We start from the raw sequence: 19,133 nt of genomic DNA on the forward strand, positions 1-19,133 counted from the left end.
TTTTCTGGGGGGGGTTTTTCGGTTGCCGCCGTAGTGGTGTTTTTTGTGGGTGGCGTGCCTCACTAACCCGGCGGGGGGCCCCGGGGCCCCCCCCCCAACCCCGCTACGGCGCACCGGTCGCACCGATCAGGCCCTGCGACTGCTCGACGAGGCGCGCACCCGCCTGACCGACGCCCGCCCCATCGCGCCGGTGCTGGACGCGTCCGGGATGCTCGCCCACACCGCCGCCCAAGGCACCTGCAAAGCCGGCACTCCAGTTCGCCGCCCTGGCTGAGCAGACGGCCGACTACCTCGCCCGTCTTGCCGCCGCCCCGACACAGCAGAGCCTTTGGGGGCTGTCGGCCCCGCGGTGCACGCTGTATCGCATCGGAGACCCGGACACCGCGCCGGCCCGCGCACGCCGCCTGAACACAGTCGAGCTGCCACGGCAGAGCGCCCGCACGTCCGAGCGGGTCGAGGGCGCGCCGGCTCACTGGACCGAACACTCGTTTACCGACGGAGTACCCGCCTCTGGTCAGTCGTCGAGCGTCCGGTAGACGGTGGTCCAGAAGTCCTGGTGGAGTCGGGGGGTGTCCGCGGAGTCCATGGCCGTCTGCGTCAGCAGAATCCCGATGAGCCGTTCCGCCGGGTCGGCGTACGCTGTCGTGCCCAGGCCGCCGTCCCACCCGAACTGCCCCACGGACGCGAGGTCACGGCGATGGGTGCGCACCGCCATGCCGAAGCCGTAGCCGCCGTGCCGTCCGAAGAGGTCACCGAACTGGTCCTTCTCGACCTTCTGCTCCGGCGTCAGGTGGTCCATGGTCATCAGCTCGACCGAGGCGCGGGAGAGGACGCGCTCGCCTCCGTGGCTCCCCTTGTTCAGCAGCATCCGGTGGAACGCGTGGTAGTCGTCGACGGTGGAGACCAGACCGTCACCACCGGCCTCGAACACCGGCGGCCGGCTGTACTTGCCGCCGACGGCCTCGTCCCAGGTCGTGAGTTCGCCGGTCTCCGGGTCGTGGGCATAGCTGGTGGGAAGCCGGTGCATCCGGTCGGCGGGCACGTGGAACCCGGTGTCCACCATCCCCAGTGGCTCGAACAGCCGCTCGCGCAGGAACTCCCCGAAGGGCCGGCCCGCCACTCTGGAGACCAGGACCCCGAGCACGTCTGAGCCGACGTGGTACTGCCACCGTTCGCCGGGCTGGTACATCAGCGGAAGAGCGCCCAGCTGCTTGATCCACTCGTCCGGTCCGACCGTCGGCCAGTTCGCGGTCCCGTCACCGATGACGCCCCGCTCCCGGACGGCGACCTGGATCGGGTACGTGTCCGGCGGAGCCGGCACCAGACCGAAACCGAAGGTCAGGGTCAGCAGATCGCGAACGGTGATCGAGCGCCGGGCGGGCACGGTGTCGTCCAACGGGGCGTCGATCCGCGCCAGCACCCGCCGGTTCGCCAGCTCGGGCAGCCAGGTCTCGACCGGGTCGTCCAGTCGCAGTCGGCATTCCTCGACCAGGATCATCACCGCCGCGGCAGTGACCGGCTTGGTCAGTGAGGCCATGCGGAAGAGGGTGTCCCGACGCATCGGCGCACCGCCCGGAGCCCCCGCAGATCGTCGGTCACCGCGAGCAGTGCCGACGAGGCCATCCGCCCCACCGCCGTCCGGCGATCCGCCCTCCGATCCACCGTGGAGTCCGGCGTCCGATCCGCCGCCCGAACGGCCAACCGATCGAGCATCCGATCGATGAGCCGCGTGCAGGGTGCCCAAGGCCTCGACGTGCACCTGGTCGCCCCTGCCGACCAGGGCGACCAGTCCGGGAACCGCCCCAGACTCGACGTAACCGGCAAGCACCTCGCGCATCCGGTGCAGCCCCGCTCGCGAAAGCCCACCGCCCGCGCCGCCACTCAGAGCCCAGTTCCCCCGCTCGTCCCAGCTCACGGTCTGTCTGGTGGCCTGTGACATGTCGTCCCCCTTGTGTTCATTTTGATCGCCGAGTTGGTCGTCCGGCCTGCCCTTCAGCATTTCGCCTGGCCGGAGGGGGAACAACGGGAGATCACGAAAGGCCGGATAACCTGCCGCTTATGGATCGTGGTGCGTCGTCACAGCGCCGAGGGGGACGGGGACGGGACGGGTGGAGCTGAGGGACATCGAGATCTTCCTGACGCTTGCGGAAGAACTTCATTTCGGCAGGACGGCCCAACGGCTGCACGTGTCGCAAGCGCGGGTCAGCCAGGCTCTCAAGAAGCAGGAACGAGGCGTCGGGGCGCGGTTGTTCGAGCGCACCAGCCGAAACGTGCGGCTGACCCCGCTGGGCGAGCAACTGCGCGAGGACCTGCTGCCGGTCTACCGGGGGCTACAGGAGAGCGTGGAGCGGGCCAGGCTCGCCGCGCGGGGCACGACCGCGGTGTTGCGCGTGGGCATGCTGCCCAGCAACGCCCACGATCTACGGCCCTACTGGGAGGCGTTCCGCGCCCGCCACCCGCAGTGGGCCCTGCGCATACGGCACAACCCGTTCGTCGACGCGTTCGGCCCGCTGCGGCGGGGAGAGATCGACGTCTTGGTCGCCTGGCTGCCCGTGGAGGAGCCCGACCTCACGGTGGGGCCGGTCATCTACACCGAGCCGGCGGTGGCACTCGTCGCCCACGACCACGAACTGGCCGTCCGGCCATCGGTCTCCCTGGAGGTCTTCGGCGATTTCGGCATTTGGCAGGGCCCGGCCGGACCTGATTACTGGGCGGACGCCTTCACGCCCTTCCAAACCCCCAGCGGCCGCCCGATCGAACGCCACAGCCCGGTCATCAAGAGCCTGGACGACTTGTTCACCCAGGTCGCCGCCGGGGACGTCATCCACAACCTGGGCGCCCACGTCACCCGCTACCACGCCCGCCCCGACATCGTCTATCTGCCCATCCACGACTGGCCAGGCCTGCGCTGGGGCCTGGTCTGGCGCAGCGACACCGAGTTCGCCCCCGTCCGGGCACTTGCCCAGGTTGTGGGGGACTTGGGTACGGCGAGGCACTGAGAGGTCGCGGCGATGGCGGTGAAGGCGAGGAAGTGTTCCGGCTTGCGCTCGTAACGGCGGTGGAGGCGTCGGCAGCCAGACAGCCAGGACACGGCCCGCTCCACGACCCAGGGGTGTCGGCCCAGGCGTTGGGACGACTCGACACCTTTACGGGCGAGACGGTGCCGGATGCCGCGGGAAGCGAGCCATTGCCGCAGGTGGCGGTAGTCGTAGCCCTTGTCGCCGTACAGCTTCTGACCACCTCATCGGGAAACGTCGTCCAGTTTTGAAAGAACCGGCCGTGGCGGGTGTAGTACGCAGGCAGCAACCGAACCCCAGCCTCGACGCGCCCCACTTGCCAGCCACAAGCCCCCGTCTCGTACTGGAGCACCGTTCTATGCTCGACCAGCTCGTTGTCCTCCACCGGCTGCCGCCCCATGGGTGCACATGATGCCTAACGACGCGGCCACTGCCGGCCAGTACCACCGACTGCTGCGATCAACCGCGGAACCCACCTGATTGAGCGCCGTAGCCATGTCACCGGCCGGCGGGCCCTGAACAGGCCCGCTGCTTGGGCCCCGACGCAGGAGCCCCATCTAGCCCGTTCGATCAGCTGCCATTGCGGATGGCGATCGCGGCTACATGCCGTGGTGCTGACTGGTAGGCCTCGGCATTGCCCGGCTGCTTCTGCCACGTGCGCATCAGCAGAGTGGTCGACGGTAGGACTTTTGGCCCGATGCCTAGGTGGCGAGCGGCAGCAGTGCGGGGGTGGCCACTGGCCATCTGCACGAGGCGAATAGCGGCGTCCCGTCGCATTGCGCGGGGCGGCGCATCGAGCAGGTCGAGCGGGCCTGCCCAGCGCTCGGGCAGCGTGGCGGGGATGCTGCTGGGATCGAGGAGGCTCAGGTAGGTGGCCGGCTGCGGGAATAGTTCGGGCGGGCCGCTGGCGCTGCGTCGGATGCGGGCCTCATCGCTGAGGATCGCGCGCACGGCGGGTGAGCAGTGGAGGATGAGGCGCCGCAGGCGCGGCCGGCCCGGGCTGGCAGTCGGGATCAGGGCGAGCAGGCGGGCTAGGACCGTGCCTGCGTCGGGATGATCGAACAGGCGTACGACGGTGCTGAACAATGCGGCCGCCGCAAATGGGTCGGCGGGCGGAGCGTCATGGGAGCGGGCGACCCAGCCATCCGTACGAGCGCCGGAGTCGAGGGTGCCGGTCCCTTCCGCAGGGCCGCAGGGGGCGAGCAGCGCAGACGCGGCCGGCCATGTGCGACTAACGACGAGAGCGATGAGCCGCACGTCGTGGAGGAACACCTCGGATGCCACCGGCTGGCCGCAGCTCTCCACGAGGTTGTCGGGCCGGCTTGCGGCTGCGGCCGCAAGCCGTTCGTGCGCACGGGACATCTGCGGGGTGGGGAGCGGCGACGTCGGTGTTTCGTGGTCCAGGCGGTGGCCGCAGGCTGGTGTGCGGGCGGTACCAGCACGGTGGCGGCATTGTGCGGGGTGGAGCCGTTGGTCGGGGCCGGGAGTGAGCTGAACGCGACGCCATCTGCTGTTGCTGGCGTAGCGGTTGGAGAAGGCAGGGGCTTGGCAGGCGGGGCAGCGCCAGGCGAGAAGCCGGTCATGGCGCGGGCACAGGAAGGTGTGGGGCAGCCGCCAGGCGCTATGCCAGACGGGGCCGCCGGGCAGGTGGGCGGTGTCGGTGAGGCAGTCGGGGCAGTAGCGGCTGAAGGCGGTGAACACCCAGCCGTCGTTGGCCATGGTGGTGTGGCTCTGGTGCCGGCCAAGGTAGACGTCGCCGACGGGGGCGTAGCCGGGGTATTGCCGGGCCAGGGTGAAGGCGTGCGCTTCAGCCGGGTCGAGCCGACAGACGGTGCCGATCCGCTGCGCTTCAAGCTCGGTGAGGCGGACGAGGAAGCGGGTGGACAGCTCGGTGCCGGAGGTGAGGTTGCAGCGGTGGGCGAGGTCGAGCGGCGCGCCCCCGATCCGGTGAGCAAGCCTGAGGAGGTAGCCGGGCAGCAGCTCGCCCGGCGCGGGCTTCACAGACCGGGGCAGCGCGGTCGTCATGCGGTTCCCGCCTGCGGTCCGTAGTCGTCGAAGACGGTGTTGCGGCGTCGCGCGGTCCGGGCCCCGGGCCGGTGGGCGGGAACGGCTGGGATCTCGCCCGCTTGGGCGTCGCGGCCTGTGGCATCTGCGAGGGTGAGCGGGAGGTTGTCGAGGAGGGGTTCGGTCAGGCGCTCGGTGCCACTGGTGATCGCCTCGGTGCAGCCGTCCTCGATGAGCCGTTCCAGAAGGCCGACGACACCGTTGGTCCGGGCGTAGAGGTACTCGGGCATCGTGCCGTCGGTGAGCATCCCGGGGCGGGCCTTGAGTAGCCGCAGGTGGTTCTCGACACCGGCGAGGTGGGAAGTCCAGGCGGTGGTCTGCTCGGGGGTGTCGTAGCGGAACCGGTCAAGTTCGATGAGGTCGAAGCGGCGTTCGGTCTGGGTCGGCTCCCACCCGTTGACCGGCCGCGGCGCTCGTTGGTGGCGGTGGGGCGGCCTTCGCCCATGAGGCCGGAGGCGGGGATGTCAACGCCGACCAGGACGAGGGTGACGTGCATGCTCATGAATGCGCGGATCAGGTCCAGGGTGTCCTGGTCGTCGGCGCGGTGCATCCACAGCCGGGTGATGTCATCGATCAGCACCGTCGTGCCGTGGTCGGTGAGCGAGGCAGCGACCTGGGCGACCAGCTCGGGCAGGTCCATGCGCTTGGTCGGGGCGCCGTAGAAGTCGAAGATCGCCTTACAGGTGCTCTTGGGTTTGGCGGTGACCGGGGTCTGGACGTAGGCGACCGGCACCCATGCGTCCCGCGTGCCGGGGACCGTCTCGGGGTTCGTCCGGTGCAGCTCGCGCCAGGAGTCCTCGAACGTGGCGGCGATCTCGCACACCGTCTCGGTCTTGCCCTGATAGCCGCCGCCGGACACCATCACCCCGGCCCGGGTCGCCGGCCGGGCATTGACCACGTTCTGCCTGATCCGCGCCAACAACAGCCGGTCAACCTGGCGGCTCATGGGCGTGCCCAGCAGCGGCAGGTTCGCGTGCGTGGCCGCCCGGGCCAGGTCATGGGCCGCCTTCTTGGCTGGGGACAGAGCCCGCAATCGGGCCAGGGTCATGCGCGGCGTGGGCGTGAAGTCGTGCCGAGTGAGCCGCCACGCTCCCCAGCCCGCCAGCGTATCCCGAACCGGGATGTCACCGCTCATCGTGTCGTCCCCTCCCCGCCCACAGGGTCATCGCTGGTGCCCTCGGTGCCGCAGCTGTCGTGATCGTGGTCGGATCGGGGCCTGGCTGTCGGGTAGAGCATGCGCGAGCGCACGTCGTCACCGAGCGTCTGCCGGGCACCGGAGGTGTGTCGCCCGCTGCCGCACGGCGACGCCCGGGCACGGTCGGCAGTGAGCTCTTTCAGCGTTGCCTCTCCAGCGTGAGGACGGCGGCGGCGATGGCGGTCATGCGGCTGGGACTGCAGCGGGCTCGGCGGAAGATGCGCCAGGACTTCAGTCGCGCGACGCTTCGTTCGACGGGTGCTCGTGCCGCCGACAGGGCCCGGTTGATTGTCCGCTGGGTCGGGTTGAGGTCCTGGTGCGGGAGCCGTCTGATCGGTGTGGTCACCCAGGGGCCGGCGCCGATGTAGGCGCGGTCGGCAAGGACGGGCACGCTTTGGCGTTCGCAGATCCGGAAGATGCGGTGGGCGCGGGCCGCGGTGAGGTCGTGGGTGCGGCCGGGCAGGGCGGGCGAGATCCACAGCGGGTTGCCCGCGGGATCGGCGATGACCTGCACGTTCACGCCGTGGCGGCGGTGCTTCTGGGAGAAGTCGGCCCGGCTGTCGCCGACCCGGTCGCACTCGGCGAGCGTTCCGTCGAGCAGGACGTGATCGGGATCGGCTTCCCGCAGGACCCGCAGCAGGCCGGGAGCCCGGCGGGCGAGGTGGCCGACGACGGTGGTGACGTAGGCGTGGGCGGTACCGACGGATATTCCGAAGCCGGCGGCGATCTGCGTGAGCGGGTCGTGCCGACGGAGGTAGATCAGGGCGACGAGAGCACGCTGGTGCGGCCGGAGCTTGCAGCGGCGGTCACCCTCACGGGTGATGATGAGCATGGTTACTGACTTTGAAGTCGGGTTGTCTTAGGGGGCTGACGATCGTTGATCGTCGCGGTATGCCGGGTGTATGAGGTATCCGCAGGGTGGGGGTCTGACCGCGGAGAGGCAAGCATTCCGCGAGCGGGTCCGGATGGAAGCAGTCGCAATGTTCGCCGCCGGGCGGGGCAGTAGCGAGGTCGCGAAGGAGTTACGGGTCAGCGTCCGGTCGGTCCAGCGGTGGCGGCAGGCCTGGAGTGCGGCCGGTCGGGACGGGGTCCGTTCCCGTGGACCGGCGTCTCGTCCCAAGCTGAGCGATGCGCTCTTCGCCGTGCTTGAGGAGGAACTGGCCAAGGGCCCCGTCGCGCATGGCTGGCCGGACCAGCGGTAGACGCTGGCCAGGATCAAGACGCTGATCGGCCGCAGGTTCCACAAGTCGATGACGTTGTCGGGGATCTCGCAGATGCTGCGGCGGCACGGCTGGAGTCACCAGGTGCCGGCCCGTCGGGCCGTCGAGCGTGACGAAGCGGCTGTGGCCGGCTGGGTGAAGGAGGTGTGGCCGCACGTGGAAACACCGCGGCGGCGCTCGGGGCCTGGATCGTCTTCGAAGACGAAGCGGGATTCTCGATGACGCCGCCGACCTCCCGCACCTGGAGCCGGCGCGGCAGCACACCGGTCATCCGGGTGCGCGGCCGTTCCCAGCGCCGCTTCTCCATCGCCGCCTTGTGCTGCTACAGACCCGGCGAACGCTCCCGCCTGGTCTACCGGCCCAAACGGCACACCGATCACAAGAGCGGGGGCCGCAAGAGCTTCGCCTGGACCGAGTACCGCGACCTCCTCATCGCCGCCCACCAGCAGCTCGGCGGACCGATCGTCCTCGTTTGGGACAACCTGAATGTTCACAAAGTAGGTGTTGTCGTACCGAACCTGAGACCGGTGTTTTCGCTGGTCAGGCATAGGTTAGGTGCTTCCGTGGGAGGGGTGGCCTGTCGTGTCATCGTTCCTGGGGAGGCCGTGGATGCCGTCGGTCGTGGGGTTGCTCGAGCAGCGCGAGCTGGGTGCTCGCCGTCGTGTGGACGAGCTGCGGGAGGAGGCCGACCGCGTCCAAGCCGAGCTGGTCGTGGCCGAGCGGGAATGGAAGGAGTGGGTCATCGCCCGCTCACGGGTCGGCGAGGTGCTGGGTCCGGTGGACGAAACCGCAGATCACGCAGGGACCGAACGGGCGATGCCGGCGCAGGGGCAGGGGCAGGCAGAGGAGGAATCGTCGGCGTCGACGGCAGCGAAGCCGAAGGCGCAGGTGCCGGTGTGGCGCGAGGGGCTGGACGCGTCCGTACTGTCGCTGGACTACCAGCGCATCCTGCAGGCTCTCGCCGACCGGCATCGCCTTCATCAAGGGCCGCTGACCTGCCAGGAGATGGCCGTCTTGTTCGGCCTGGACGCGGTGCCGTCGAAGGTGGAGGCGTTGCGGTCGAAGGCGAAACGCCTGGTCGCGCGGGGCTGGCTGGCCGAGCCTGCGCCGGGCCGGTTCACGCTCGCGCGGAACGTGAGCGGGCAAGGCGGCGGGTCATGATCATGGTCATCGACCAGTAGACCATCGCCTCGGCGCTGGTCGTGCGGCGTTCGTAGTCGCGGACCAGGCGGCGGCTTCGCATCAGATGGGCGAAGAGCCGCTCGACGATCCACCGCTTGGGCAGCACCACGAAGCCGCGCGTGTCGTCGCTGCGTTTCACGACCGCCAGGACCAGGGCGAACGCGGCCAGGCAGTGCTCGGCGAGGCTGCCGGTGTAGCCGCCGTCAGCCCAGACGAGTTCCAGCCGGTGGCGGGCGTCGGCCACCTGGGCGAGCAGCGCCTTCCCGGCGGCACGGTCTCCGATGTCCGCGCTCGTGACCATGACGCCCAGCAGCAGGCCGAGGGGGTCGACCACGACGTGCCGCTTGCGTCCGTTGATCAGCTTGCCGCCGTCGAAGCCGCGGCTGTCGGCGCCGACGACGGCGTCCGCCGTGACGGACTGCGAGTCGATCACACCGGCCGTCGGCTCCACATCCCGGCCCGCCTTCTGGCGGACCCGGTCGCGCAGCCGGTCGTGGAACTCCCTGACCAGCACGTGGTCGCGCCAGCGGCGGAAGAACGCGTAGACCCGGTCCCACGGCGGGAAGTCGGCCGGCATCGCCCGCCACTTGACGCCGTTGTCCACGAGATAACGGATCGCATCCAGTATCGCCCGGTGGCAGTACGCCTCCGGCTGCCCGCCCCGGCCCCGCATCCAGCCCGGCACCGGCAGGAGCGGCCGGACCACAGCCCACTCCGCGTCCGTCATGTCCGAGGGATACCGCCGAACACGTTCCGGGTGATCGGCCGCATTCCCGAACCGGTGAGCGACACAATCACACGACAGAGCAGCCGAGTTGAACTCCACCGGCGTGAGCACGTACAACTGCGGCAACAGGGTCTCCTGGATCTCGGTTGGCTTCGCAACCCCGAGCTACCAAGAGGCCCTGCCTTCATGCCCACGGCCAGTCGCGATCACCCCATCGAGACTCCCGTTCGACGCCCACCCCTCAAGATCGGAACGACAACAGCTACAAAGACCGCCGCATGCGGGCTTTCATCGACGCACAAGACTGGATTACCGCCTACCACCTGCCGCCCTACACCCCTGACCTCAACCCTGTGGAAGGCATCTGGTCGATCCTCCGCCGGACCAGTCAGGCCAACACCGCCTTCACCGACCCCGACCACCTCATCCGCCGACTACGACACGGCCTCCGCCAGATCCAATACCGCAGCGACATCATCGACGGATGCCTCGCGGCGACCGGACCCTGACGACACCACGCCTACAACCTCAGTACCCACTCGACCAGCGCGTGAGGCAGGTCAAGTGAGGCAGGACAGGGAACCAACGAGGCTCCTGCGCTGATGAGTTGAGACGTCGAACACCTCTCTCAACGGCACAGGAGCCTCGTGCGTTGCGGGACGCCGACCGGTCACCCGATCAGTGGCCACTCTGAAAGACCTCAGTGATCGCGTCGACCACCTCTGTGCCCGGTGCGGCACGGTGAGCCGGGGCCGGCAGGGATTGCTGGTTGGGCCGGTCCGCGAGAGCGGCGCGTGCGTGGGCGAGTTCCCGGGCCCGGCCGGCCGCCTTCTGCCGCGCCTCCGGCCGGCCCGGCCAGACTTCGACTGGGGTGACCGCGGCCAGCAGGTCCAGCAGCACGGGCAGCAGCTCGGCATCCGTCCGCGGCCGCAGTCCGGCCCGGGCCGCCTCCTTGAGGACCTCGCTCACCCGAGCGTCCCCGAAGGCGGGCACTATCTCCCCCCGGGGCAGGGCGTTCCACGGCAGGGTTTGCCAAGTGCCGTCGAGCTCGATGAACACTTGCCGGCAGTCCCGTGGGTCCGGCGCACTGCCCACTTTTCCGCGTGCCTCCCGCCCCGAGGCGCTGGTGCGCCCGGCACGGCTCCAGCGAGGGGCTGTTCGCCCCGTACACCGACCTTCACCCCGCGCCGGGGATCGACCTTCACGAAGTGCACCGGCAGCAGCTCGTAGTACAGCTGGGGCGGAGGGATCTCCAGGCTGATGCCGTCCCGCGCGGCCGCGGCGGCGAAAAGCGTGTTCGGGCTGTGCCGGCCCGAGGGGTCCCAGGCGGGGGCATGCTGGTCCAGGCGGCGGTTCTGCCACACCGCGACCATCCATGAGGCGAGCAGGTGCTCCATCTCTGCCACCGTCCATGCCGCATCGGCCTCCGGATCGGCGCCGCGGTCGGCGACATCGATGCCGCGCGGCACGAGTTCCAGCAGCAGCGAATGGATCGCGGCGAACGCCCGCTCACACGCCGCCTTGTCAGTCGGACGCATCGCCCGCGCCGGCAACACATCCACCCCGAGCGTGCGAGCGACCTCGACCAGGTGATGGTTCTTGAACACGGCGCCGTGGTCGACAATGATCGCCTCCGGGGTGAAGAACGGCAGCCCCGCCACCGGGCCTCCCGCCAGCCCCGCCAGCCCCGCCAGCCCCGCCAGCCCCGCCAGCCCCGCCAGCCCCGCCAGCTCCGCCGCAGGGCCGCCGGGGTAGGGCCAGGCCGTGTCTTCGTCCCAGCCCGGGCGCATCCGCAGCGGCGACAGCAAGTCCCGCAGCAGCATCGCCACCTCGATCGACGACTCCGCCACCGGCGTCCGCCGGAACGCCACGATCGAGTGCGTGTAGGCGTCCAGCGCGATCGTCAGGTGCACCGTGATCGGCGTACCGAAGACGTCATCGAGGACCTTCACCGGCAACGGCGTCGAGTCCAGCACCACCACCTGCCCCGGCCGCGTAGCGACCACCGGAGCCCCGGCCGGTGCGGGCACGGCGCCGCCGACCGTACGTACCGCTGGCGGGCACCGCCCGGCCCGAACCACTCCCTCCACACCCGCGCCAACGTCGTGCGGTGCGGCATCACCCGCACCTCCCGGTCCGCGAACACCTCCCGCACGTACTGGTGGATCAACCGCTCCCGCGACGCCATGCTGATCCGCGACCGGCGCAGACACTGCTCGTGCACTGCCCGGATCGCCTCCTCCACCTCCGGGCCCACTGACCGCCGGCCCCGCGCCCCGCCGGTCCGGCGGCCGTCTACCAAGCCGGCCGGTCCCCGCTCGCGGTAGGCCGCTGCCATCCGGCCCAGGGTTCACTCGCCCACTCCCGACCAGCCCAGCTGCCGAGCCTCCTCCCTGCTCAAGGTGCCCAGCTCGACTGCCTTCGCCCGGCGCCGCCCGGTCACGGTCGTCGTCGCCGGATCGTACGTGGCCCCCGGCTCATCCGGCCGAGCCCAGTACCGACTACCGCTGCGGAACCCGGTCTCGACCTCCAGCAGGTGCTCCAGCCGCAACCGAAGCCGCTCACGCTCGCCCTCAGGCAGCTCCTCCAGCCCGAACCGCTGCCCGGTCATCGTCCGCTCCTGACGGGAGGACCCAGGAGACGTCGCCCAGCACATCATCAAGGTCGACGGCCAGCCGCCGGTGCCAGAGGAGGTGAAGCAAGTGGGCGCGGGCCACCGCAGGCATCCCCGTCGTCGCTGCGAGCTGCGCCAGGTCCATCGGTCCCGCCTGCGCCGCAGCCAGCAGGACCTTCTGGCAACCGAGGGGGGTCTGCATCGCGCGGCGCCGCCCGGCCAGTACCTCGACCGCCTCCACCGCCCGTGGACGCCACCCCGCCACCAACACGTAGGCCCAGCCGGCCGCCGCGACCGCCCGGGCGGTCGCCGCGAACTTCACCGTGTCCGCCCACTGTCCCCGACCCCCCGGCCGCACGTCCACCCCGAGCACCGCCCCCCGTCGCTGGACAACTCCGATGCTCAGCACCTACCGGCGGCCGACCGGACGGTCGCCTCGGCTCTGGAGTTCCGCAGCGTGGGCGCCCCAGCGGCGACGACGCAGCAGGCAGCGGAGGCCGCCGCACGGAACATCATGAGTCCGGCAGAGCCCGGAAACAGTTCAGCTGGGCCCCGGCGGCCGTCGGGGGTGCAGGACCGCCCACTGCTCCAGGAAGCGGGCGGCCTCCGGGTCGCCCGCGGCGGCTGCCCGCCGGTACCACAGCTCGGCCTCGCTCCGCCCGCCGCGGGTGCGGATGAGCACGTGCCCGAGGTCCATCATCGCGTCGACCGAGCCGGTTGCCGCAGCACGCCTGAGCCAGGGTTGCGCCTCCTTGAACCGTCCCCTTTCGACCAGCAGGCCCCCGAGGGGGCCGCTTGCGGCTTCCTCGCCGGCCTCCACCGCGCGCAGCAGCCAGAACTCGGCTCCGGCTGGGCGGCCGGTCCGGGCCAGCACCATCCCCAGATTGGCCATTGCCGAGGTGTTCCCGCCGTCGGCAGCGACGCGCAGGTGCCCTTCCGACGCGCGCAGTTCGCCCTTCCTGCACCGCCGCAGGCCCTCGGCCGCCGCCACGCGGACCCGCTCGGGGTCGGTGTCGGGACGGATCCACCCCTGGTGCCCGTCGGGCGGAGCAGACCCGTCCAGCCGGCTGCGGCGCCGCATCCGTTTCAGCAGACGGCTCCCTGCCCGAGCCCCCGGGATTCGGGTGACCACGGAGGACGCGGCCATGTGGACGAGGGTGGCCCGGACGTTCTCAGTCTCCCAGTGGGCGGGGCCCAGCATCCGTTCGCAGTCGGCCAGGGCCTCCCGGACCATCTCGGTTCCCAGCGCGTGCCGGCCGGCCGCGTAGTAGGCGTCGCCGAGCTGGTGACTGATGTTCACGGTGGTCGGATGGTCTGGCCCCAGCACCCACAGGGCGTATCCCAGAGCGGGTTCCAGAACCTCGGTGGCCGACCGGACGTCTCCAGCCCGGAGGTAGGCACTCCCGAGCACAGCGCGGGCGGACAGGGTGTTCCGGTGCTCCGGTCCGTGCTCCCGTTCGCATTCGATGAGGTCCGCCCCCATCTGCTCGATGTCGTCGCGCGGCTGCTGGGTGAGTTCCGATTCGACCGTGGCGACGTCGGAGTGGACGGCCGCGGTCAGGGGGTGGCTCGCCCCCAGGACCCGCTCGCAGTCGGCGAGGACCGCCCTGAGTTGCCGGGCGGCATCCGTCGCGTTCCCGGCGGCGTGGTAGGCACTGGCGAGGTGGTAACCGGCGCGCAGGGTGTCGAAATGGTCCGGGCCCAGGATCCTGACGCAGTCGCCGAGTTGGGCCTCGAACAGGCCGACGGCCCGGCCCATGTTGCCGCGTTCGTGGTGGGCGACGGCGAGGTTGCCGCGGGAGACCAAGGTGTCGGGATGGTCCGCTCCCAAGGCCCGTTCCCGGTGGTCAAGGCTCGCCTCCAGCAATTCGATGCCGAGGTCCCGGTCGCCGTCCGTGTAGGTGATGGCTGCCAGGTAGGCCTGGGACGCCAGGGTCAGGCGGTGGTCGGGGCCCAGGATCCGCTGCTGGTCCGACAGGTTCGCCGTGAGCAGATCACGGGCCCGGACCCGGTCCCCCGCCCCGAAGCACGCGGCCGCGAGATTGGCGCGGGCGTGCAGGGTGGCAGGATCGTGCGCCCCCTGCGTCCGCTCGCGGAAGTCGGCGATCCGGGAGCAGTACCGGACCGCCCGGTGTTGCAGGTTCTGGCTGCCGAGGAAGCCCGCGGCCGCCTCGAAGATGCCGGTCGTCGCGGAGTCGTCCTGCGCCGAAGTCGTGTACGCGACCAGGGCGTCGGCATGCGGCAGGAACCGCTGCCAGACCTCGAGTCCGGCGTCGAGCGGGGGGCGGGCCCGGGTGAGGAGGTCCACCGAGCGGGCGCGCCCCCGGGCGACGGCCTCGTCCTCGCGGTGCCGGATCGCCGCGTCAGGTGTGCGGAACACCTCTTGCACGAGTCGGTGCACCGACAGCGAGCCGTCGACAATGTCGACCATGCGGTACGCGCGGAGCAGGCCTAGGGCGTGGACGAGCGTTCGCTGATCGGCCATCGGCGTCAGGAGGCTGCGCGGGATGCCGGCCGGGGCGAACCAGGCCAGGGTCCTGAACGCTTCGAGGGCGAGCGTGTCCTCCGCGGCGATCCTGTCCAGGGTCACGGTCCAGACAGCGGCGATCGTCCGGTCCTCGGGTGTCCCGGTAGCCGCTTGGCGAAAAGTTTCGGCGCTGCTGTGGTCCAGGAGGTCCAGGTACTCGCCCACGCTGATGCCAGTCTGGGACAGATAGGCGCCCGCCTGCGCGACGGCGAGGGGCAGATAGTCCAGCCGGGCACTCAGTCGGGCCGCGTCGGCAAGGTCTGTGCGGCCCGAGGAGCGCCGCAGCAGTTCCGTGGCGTCCTCGGCTGGCATGGCCCCGAGTGTCACGGGCCGGTCGACCAGGTCCTGCCAGCCCTCGGCGAGGCGGCTGGTGATCAGGAAACGCCCGGCGCCCCCCAGTGAACCGATCAAGTCCTGCACATCGGCCGGTGCGGCAACGTCGTCCAGGACCAGAAGCCACCCGTCGTGACAAGCCAGCCAACTGCGTGCCCACGCGGCGGCGTCCGGCAGGGGTGCGCTGTTCAACTCGGGCACCATCCGCACGGCCAGCGCAGCCAAGCCGGCCTCGATCCGGTCGGGACTATCGGCGGTGATCCACCAGACAGGGCTGTACGCATCCTGCCGCATCTGGGCGTAGCGGCAGGCCAGCGCCGTTTTGCCGACTCCGCCGAGGCCCGCAACGGTTATCAGCCCCGTTCCGGACTGCAGGACGGTATGCAGATCGCTAAGTTCCTGCTCCCGGCCTACGAAGCGGCCGGCAGCCAGGGCTGTCGGTGAGAGCCTGCCCGGACCGCCCGGCCAGCTCAGCGACGCCGCCGAGGGCAGGGGGTGGTGGTAGTTGTTGATCGTGTTCTTCGCACCGTCGCCCAGGGAGATGATCCCGTGGTTGACCTCGACCGCGGCCCGCCGACTGAAGGGGTCCACGCCGACGCTCAGCGATCCCTGACGGTATTGCTGGCATGGTCGCCCAACGAGACGATGCCAGTGTTCTCCCGCACCGCGGCCGTGCGGTCGCCGCTGACCGTGACCACCGGTCGGCCGGCCGCCGCGAGGAGTTCGGCCAAGTCCCCAGCCAGGACCCGGTCGCCGTCGACTACTCTGACGATCTTCGCGCGAAGCAGTCCGAGGTAGTCGACGTCCTCGGGGTGAGCCGCGACATCCTCGACCGCCTCGACGATCTGGTCCCCGGACTCCGGGTTGCGCCGCAGCCGTGCGAGCAGGCGCTGCCCGAGACGCACCGTGGCGTCCGCGGCGGCGTCCTCCCCTCGGGTGAGTACCGCCGTGCCGTAGGCACCGACCGCCGCGCCCACCGATGCGACCACCGCGTCAACCATGGAACCGTCCACCGTGCGCCCCTCGCTTCTCCCGGAGTCGATGCGACACACATGCTAACGAAGCGCCCGGTGAACCGTCTGACGGCATCAAATCCCGCTGCTCGCGGTCCGTTTGAGCGATCAGCCACGCCGCGCCCCCGTCGGCCCAGGGAACGCCGTGGCGCGTGCCGCAGGGCAGCAGCCGCTCGACGGGAGTGTCCAGGTGCAGTTGCAGGATCCGGCGGGGAAAGCGCTACCCCGCGGGCCAACTATCAAGCTCAGAGGCCAACTAGCGCATTCAACGGCCAACTATCGCGCTCCGTCGCAACGGTGTGTGACTGAGCGCGATACCTGGCCCGGATGGCCAACTCCGATGCTCAACATTGCGGCAGGTGCATGGCGGGCAACGGCTGGCGCGGCCCCGTGCCGCGTGGGGGTGAAGCTTCTGCACCACCCCTCGAACGGCCCCGCCGAGCGGAGCAAGAGCTACGCGGCGTTCGACGCCTGGTGGCGGGAGTCCGGGAAGCAGCCAACACGGCCTTGTACTCCCGAAGCTGCCGCGAAGTAACAAGTAGCTCTACGTCATCAGGCGCAACTCGGCTTGCACCGGATACCTCTCGTCGTCAGTCACACGGCTGACCCTCGGTAGTGGAGGTAAGGGCCTGGACGTGTGACAGGGCGATACGGCGGCGCGCGAGATCGACGTCGATGATCTTGACAGTGAGGGCGTCGCCGACCTCGACGACGTCTTTGGACGATTCATCCAGCTCGCTGGTGTGCACGAGCCCCTGGAAGCCGTCCTCTCGGTCCTCGATGCGGACGAAGACGCCGAACGGCACGATCTTGGTGACCGGCCCGATGACCACCTCGCCGATCCTCTGCGCTACCTGCGGCCAGGGGTCTTCCTGCACTGCTCGGAGCGACAGCGGTACCCGTTCCCAGACCATGTCGACGTCGAGGACCTCGGCTGTCACCTCCTGGCCGACGCTGACGACGTCGGACGGGTGGTCGAAGGGACGCCAGGACAACTCCGGGATGTTGATCATCGCGGTGAAGCCGCCGATGTCGACGAAGGTGACGCCGAAGCTGGCGATGGTCGTCACTGTGCCGGTGACGACCTGGCCGCGCCGCAAGGTCTTCAGGAAGGCCCAGTCCCGGTCGCTGGGCGTCGGCTCGGTCTGCCAGCGAGCGCGTCGAACGCCGTCGCTGTCGGGCAGCACAGCTGTGAACAGCGGGAGATCTTCACCGGCATACATGGATACGACGCCGGCAGCACGCGCGGTGGCGAGCTGGGAGGTCACTGCCTCGAACTGTGTCTCGTCCACGACCGTGCTCGTGATCTGCCCGTCCTCGTCCTCCCAGACGATCTCCACGAGGCCTTCGTCGGGCAGAGCGGCCACGGCCGTGTCGACGTCGGTGAGCAGGTCTGGCCAGATTGCCAGCTGTGCGCGTGGGGCCAGCTTGGAGCGCACAGTTTCGATGTTGTCGCGGGTCAGGCGGTGCCACCGGGAGGCGTTGCGGCGAAGACCTCCTCCAGGAACACCGCGCGGTGGGCACGGACGGTCCAGTGCAGGCGGCCCCCAAAGTCGGCGTCGGCCGGGCGCTCCACGTACGCGGGGTCGTCGGGGGCGAAGTCATACGGCGAGGCGTCTACGCGTTCCGGGAACAGGCCGAGCGTGCGGGTGCGGGCCAGTGCGGTTTCGCAGGGCTGGTTGCTGCCGATGTAGTTGTCGCGGAGCATGGACCGGACGAGTTCCAGGCCGACGGCGATCGGCACCAGAGCGCCGTCGTGGAACCCGGCCGGGCCGGCCGGGAACAGGTCGGCCAGGCCGTAGCCGTCTACCGGTGGCTCCAGGCGAAGTGGGCGAAGCCTCCGATCTGTGGCTCGCGGATCTCCAGCTGGTCAATGCCTGCCGCCTCCGCGAGCGCTTGACCTCCGCCGCGAACGATGCCCCCCGCGTGCTCTCCATCAGCCGCCCTCTCAGCCGGAGTTGACACCCGCCATGAGTGAGCGTCGCTCACTGGTGTCTCCTGGCTGTGGTGACGATGCCGGGCGTAGTCCGCCGAGCGGACCGCGTTCCTGGTCACAGGCGGGTGGTGAACCGGCCGTCGGGTAGTTTCCGCAGCCAGCCGCGATCGACGAGTCTGACCAGCTTGCTGCGTAGCGGTTCCAGCTTGGCCTTCACGCTGACGTCCACCCCCACTACCTCGCCGACTTCGCGGGCCATGACCGGTCCAGCGGCCTGTCGCACGGCGGCGAGGATGCGCTGATAGTCCGGCGGGAGCGTCGCCTCCTCCACGTCCGACGTGCGGTGCGGGATCAGCATCACCGCCTGCCCACCCACTTGCCCGGACATCGGCGCAGCCGAGGCGCGTTCGCCGGCGAGCTGTTCGCTCACCCGTTCAAGGACTCGCTCAGCGACGGCGAGTTCGTCCCGCTCGGTCCGCACCTCCGCCAGCTGTTTGGCCAGCTGTTCTTCGAGTTCGTCCAGTTCTGCGCGCCGCGCGGTGATCCGTTCCAGCAGCTCGGGATCCAACATGCACCGGATCGTAGAAGACCGCCCAACCATCGCGGGCAAGAACCGGCGGTCAGCTTCCTGCCTCTGCTGTCGACCGCTTGATCAAGAACTGTTTCGCCGCCTCGATCGCTTCCCTGTTGAGTTCCTCAATGGAGACTCCCCGGCTCTCCTGGCAGTCTTCCCAGCTGCGTGCACAGGAGACGAGGGCTTCCAGATCTTCGGGATAGCCAAGGTCATAGGCGATGTCCGCCCAGATGATGTGGGCGCCGGTGGCAGGGTCCAGAGATCCGTCAACGATCTGACCGGCAACCCAGTGGGCCATCGCCCACTTCGCGGCGCGAGGATCAGCGGGGGGCTGGAAAACCAGTCCCAACTCCTCCAGAACCTGATCGAAGAGCGCTGGGGCTTCGGGCTCTTCGATCCGGAGGAGGCCGGCCAGCATGGCGAGGGAGGGGCTCTCAACCCCGGCAATCAACGCGTCAAGCCCTGCCTGGATGAGCCGGTCGGACCCGACGTGACTGCAGAATGCCCGCTCGCGCGCGATGTGGCTGAGCTGCTTGAGGGCGTCGTCGGGGGTCATCAGCGTCTTCTCGGTCGGCGTCTGGGAGCAGAAGGCTCGCACATCCGCCGACTGTGTTGCATCGCGCTTCTCTCCGCCCCAGCCGTGCTGACAGACGATCTTCTCCGCGCTTCGACCTGCGACTTCAAGTTGGCGGTACTCAGTGGATTCCATCGGGCGGAGTCCACTGCGGTGC

The 19,133-nt window shown here is 69.9% G+C and carries 18 protein-coding genes and 3 pseudogenes; 5 read left to right on the forward strand and 16 right to left on the reverse strand.

Annotated elements, in window-relative coordinates; genetic code table 11:
* Nucleotides 1-514: 514 nt before the first annotated feature.
* Complete coding sequence (locus tag ACFV7Q_RS23500; protein ID WP_385431240.1) at nucleotides 515-1,837, reverse strand: serine hydrolase domain-containing protein; 1,323 nt, start codon at nucleotides 1,835-1,837, stop codon at nucleotides 515-517.
* A 271-nt stretch (nucleotides 1,838-2,108) separates the two neighbouring features.
* Here ACFV7Q_RS23500 and ACFV7Q_RS23505 point away from each other — a divergent pair, with 271 nt between their 5' ends.
* Nucleotides 2,109-2,999, forward strand: coding sequence for a LysR family transcriptional regulator (locus tag ACFV7Q_RS23505; RefSeq protein ID WP_385431241.1), 891 nt, complete (start codon nucleotides 2,109-2,111; stop codon nucleotides 2,997-2,999).
* On the opposite strand, the pseudogene ACFV7Q_RS23510 reads toward ACFV7Q_RS23505, so the two are convergent.
* The 4 genes and pseudogenes from ACFV7Q_RS23510 to ACFV7Q_RS23525 all read right to left on the reverse strand — a co-directional run.
* Nucleotides 2,993-3,232, reverse strand: a pseudogene (locus ACFV7Q_RS23510) (transposase); the annotation flags it as partial. The gene ACFV7Q_RS23505 and the pseudogene ACFV7Q_RS23510 sit on opposite strands and share 7 nt — an antisense overlap.
* Before the next feature lie 355 nt (nucleotides 3,233-3,587).
* The gene (locus ACFV7Q_RS23515) at nucleotides 3,588-5,042 is read right to left on the reverse strand and encodes a TniQ family protein (protein ID WP_385431242.1); all 1,455 of its coding nucleotides are present in this window, start codon (nucleotides 5,040-5,042) and stop codon (nucleotides 3,588-3,590) included.
* 163 nt (nucleotides 5,043-5,205) lie between these two features.
* Entirely contained in the window at nucleotides 5,206-6,216 is a 1,011-nt protein-coding gene (locus ACFV7Q_RS23520; RefSeq protein WP_385431243.1) for a TniB family NTP-binding protein, read from the reverse strand.
* Nucleotides 6,217-6,415: 199 nt separating this feature from the next.
* Nucleotides 6,416-7,108, reverse strand: coding sequence for a transposase family protein (locus ACFV7Q_RS23525; protein WP_385431244.1), 693 nt, complete (start codon nucleotides 7,106-7,108; stop codon nucleotides 6,416-6,418).
* Between the two features lie 70 nt (nucleotides 7,109-7,178).
* On the opposite strand from ACFV7Q_RS23525, the pseudogene ACFV7Q_RS23530 reads away from it, so the two are divergent.
* The 3 genes and pseudogenes from ACFV7Q_RS23530 to ACFV7Q_RS23540 all read left to right on the forward strand — a co-directional run bounded on the left by ACFV7Q_RS23530 (nucleotide 7,179) and on the right by ACFV7Q_RS23540 (nucleotide 8,657).
* Nucleotides 7,179-7,718: pseudogene (locus ACFV7Q_RS23530) on the forward strand (winged helix-turn-helix domain-containing protein).
* A pseudogene (locus ACFV7Q_RS23535) lies at nucleotides 7,715-7,993 on the forward strand (IS630 family transposase); the annotation flags it as partial. The pseudogenes ACFV7Q_RS23530 and ACFV7Q_RS23535, both read left to right, overlap by 4 nt.
* Nucleotides 7,994-8,105: 112 nt before the next feature.
* Nucleotides 8,106-8,657, forward strand: coding sequence for a hypothetical protein (locus ACFV7Q_RS23540; protein WP_385431245.1), 552 nt, complete (start codon nucleotides 8,106-8,108; stop codon nucleotides 8,655-8,657).
* Here the strand turns inward: ACFV7Q_RS23540 and ACFV7Q_RS23545 are convergent.
* Nucleotides 8,614-9,405 (reverse strand): IS5 family transposase, encoded by a 792-nt coding sequence (locus ACFV7Q_RS23545; RefSeq protein ID WP_385431246.1) that lies wholly within the window; start codon nucleotides 9,403-9,405, stop codon nucleotides 8,614-8,616. The genes ACFV7Q_RS23540 and ACFV7Q_RS23545 overlap by 44 nt on opposite strands.
* A 278-nt stretch (nucleotides 9,406-9,683) precedes the next feature.
* On the opposite strand from ACFV7Q_RS23545, the gene ACFV7Q_RS23550 reads away from it, so the two are divergent.
* Nucleotides 9,684-9,914 (forward strand): transposase, encoded by a 231-nt coding sequence (locus ACFV7Q_RS23550; protein ID WP_385431247.1) that lies wholly within the window; start codon nucleotides 9,684-9,686, stop codon nucleotides 9,912-9,914.
* Nucleotides 9,915-10,083: 169 nt separating this feature from the next.
* Here ACFV7Q_RS23550 and ACFV7Q_RS23555 read toward each other — a convergent pair whose 3' ends face one another.
* The 10 genes from ACFV7Q_RS23555 to ACFV7Q_RS23600 form a co-directional block, all read right to left on the reverse strand.
* A complete protein-coding gene (locus ACFV7Q_RS23555; RefSeq protein ID WP_385431248.1) occupies nucleotides 10,084-10,374 on the reverse strand; it encodes a hypothetical protein in 291 nt (96 codons plus the stop codon).
* 23 nt (nucleotides 10,375-10,397) lie between these two features.
* A complete protein-coding gene (locus ACFV7Q_RS23560) occupies nucleotides 10,398-11,387 on the reverse strand; it encodes a hypothetical protein (protein ID WP_385431249.1) in 990 nt (329 codons plus the stop codon).
* Between the two features lie 368 nt (nucleotides 11,388-11,755).
* Nucleotides 11,756-12,016, reverse strand: coding sequence for a hypothetical protein (locus ACFV7Q_RS23565; RefSeq protein ID WP_385431250.1), 261 nt, complete (start codon nucleotides 12,014-12,016; stop codon nucleotides 11,756-11,758).
* A complete protein-coding gene (locus ACFV7Q_RS23570; RefSeq protein WP_385431251.1) occupies nucleotides 11,979-12,341 on the reverse strand; it encodes a hypothetical protein in 363 nt (120 codons plus the stop codon). Before ACFV7Q_RS23570 ends, ACFV7Q_RS23565 begins: the two co-directional genes overlap by 38 nt.
* A gap of 219 nt (nucleotides 12,342-12,560) precedes the next feature.
* Nucleotides 12,561-15,470 carry a tetratricopeptide repeat protein gene (locus ACFV7Q_RS23575; protein WP_385431252.1) on the reverse strand — a complete coding sequence of 970 codons (2,910 nt, stop codon included), beginning with the start codon at nucleotides 15,468-15,470 and terminating at the stop codon, nucleotides 12,561-12,563.
* A gap of 8 nt (nucleotides 15,471-15,478) precedes the next feature.
* Entirely contained in the window at nucleotides 15,479-15,892 is a 414-nt protein-coding gene (locus ACFV7Q_RS23580; protein ID WP_385431253.1) for a hypothetical protein, read from the reverse strand.
* 590 nt (nucleotides 15,893-16,482) lie between these two features.
* Nucleotides 16,483-17,331 (reverse strand): S1 RNA-binding domain-containing protein, encoded by an 849-nt coding sequence (locus tag ACFV7Q_RS23585; RefSeq protein ID WP_385431254.1) that lies wholly within the window; start codon nucleotides 17,329-17,331, stop codon nucleotides 16,483-16,485.
* A 20-nt stretch (nucleotides 17,332-17,351) separates the two neighbouring features.
* Complete coding sequence (locus ACFV7Q_RS23590) at nucleotides 17,352-17,636, reverse strand: hypothetical protein (protein ID WP_385431255.1); 285 nt, start codon at nucleotides 17,634-17,636, stop codon at nucleotides 17,352-17,354.
* Nucleotides 17,637-17,943: 307 nt separating this feature from the next.
* Nucleotides 17,944-18,399, reverse strand: a complete 456-nt coding sequence (locus ACFV7Q_RS23595; RefSeq protein ID WP_385431256.1) for a hypothetical protein — start codon at nucleotides 18,397-18,399, stop codon at nucleotides 17,944-17,946.
* 49 nt (nucleotides 18,400-18,448) lie between these two features.
* Complete coding sequence (locus tag ACFV7Q_RS23600) at nucleotides 18,449-19,111, reverse strand: hypothetical protein (RefSeq protein WP_385431257.1); 663 nt, start codon at nucleotides 19,109-19,111, stop codon at nucleotides 18,449-18,451.
* Nucleotides 19,112-19,133: the final 22 nt, after the last annotated feature.

Origin of the sequence: Streptomyces sp. NPDC059851 (assembly GCF_042732005.1) — a bacterium.
Lineage (GTDB): Bacteria > Actinomycetota > Actinomycetes > Streptomycetales > Streptomycetaceae > Streptomyces.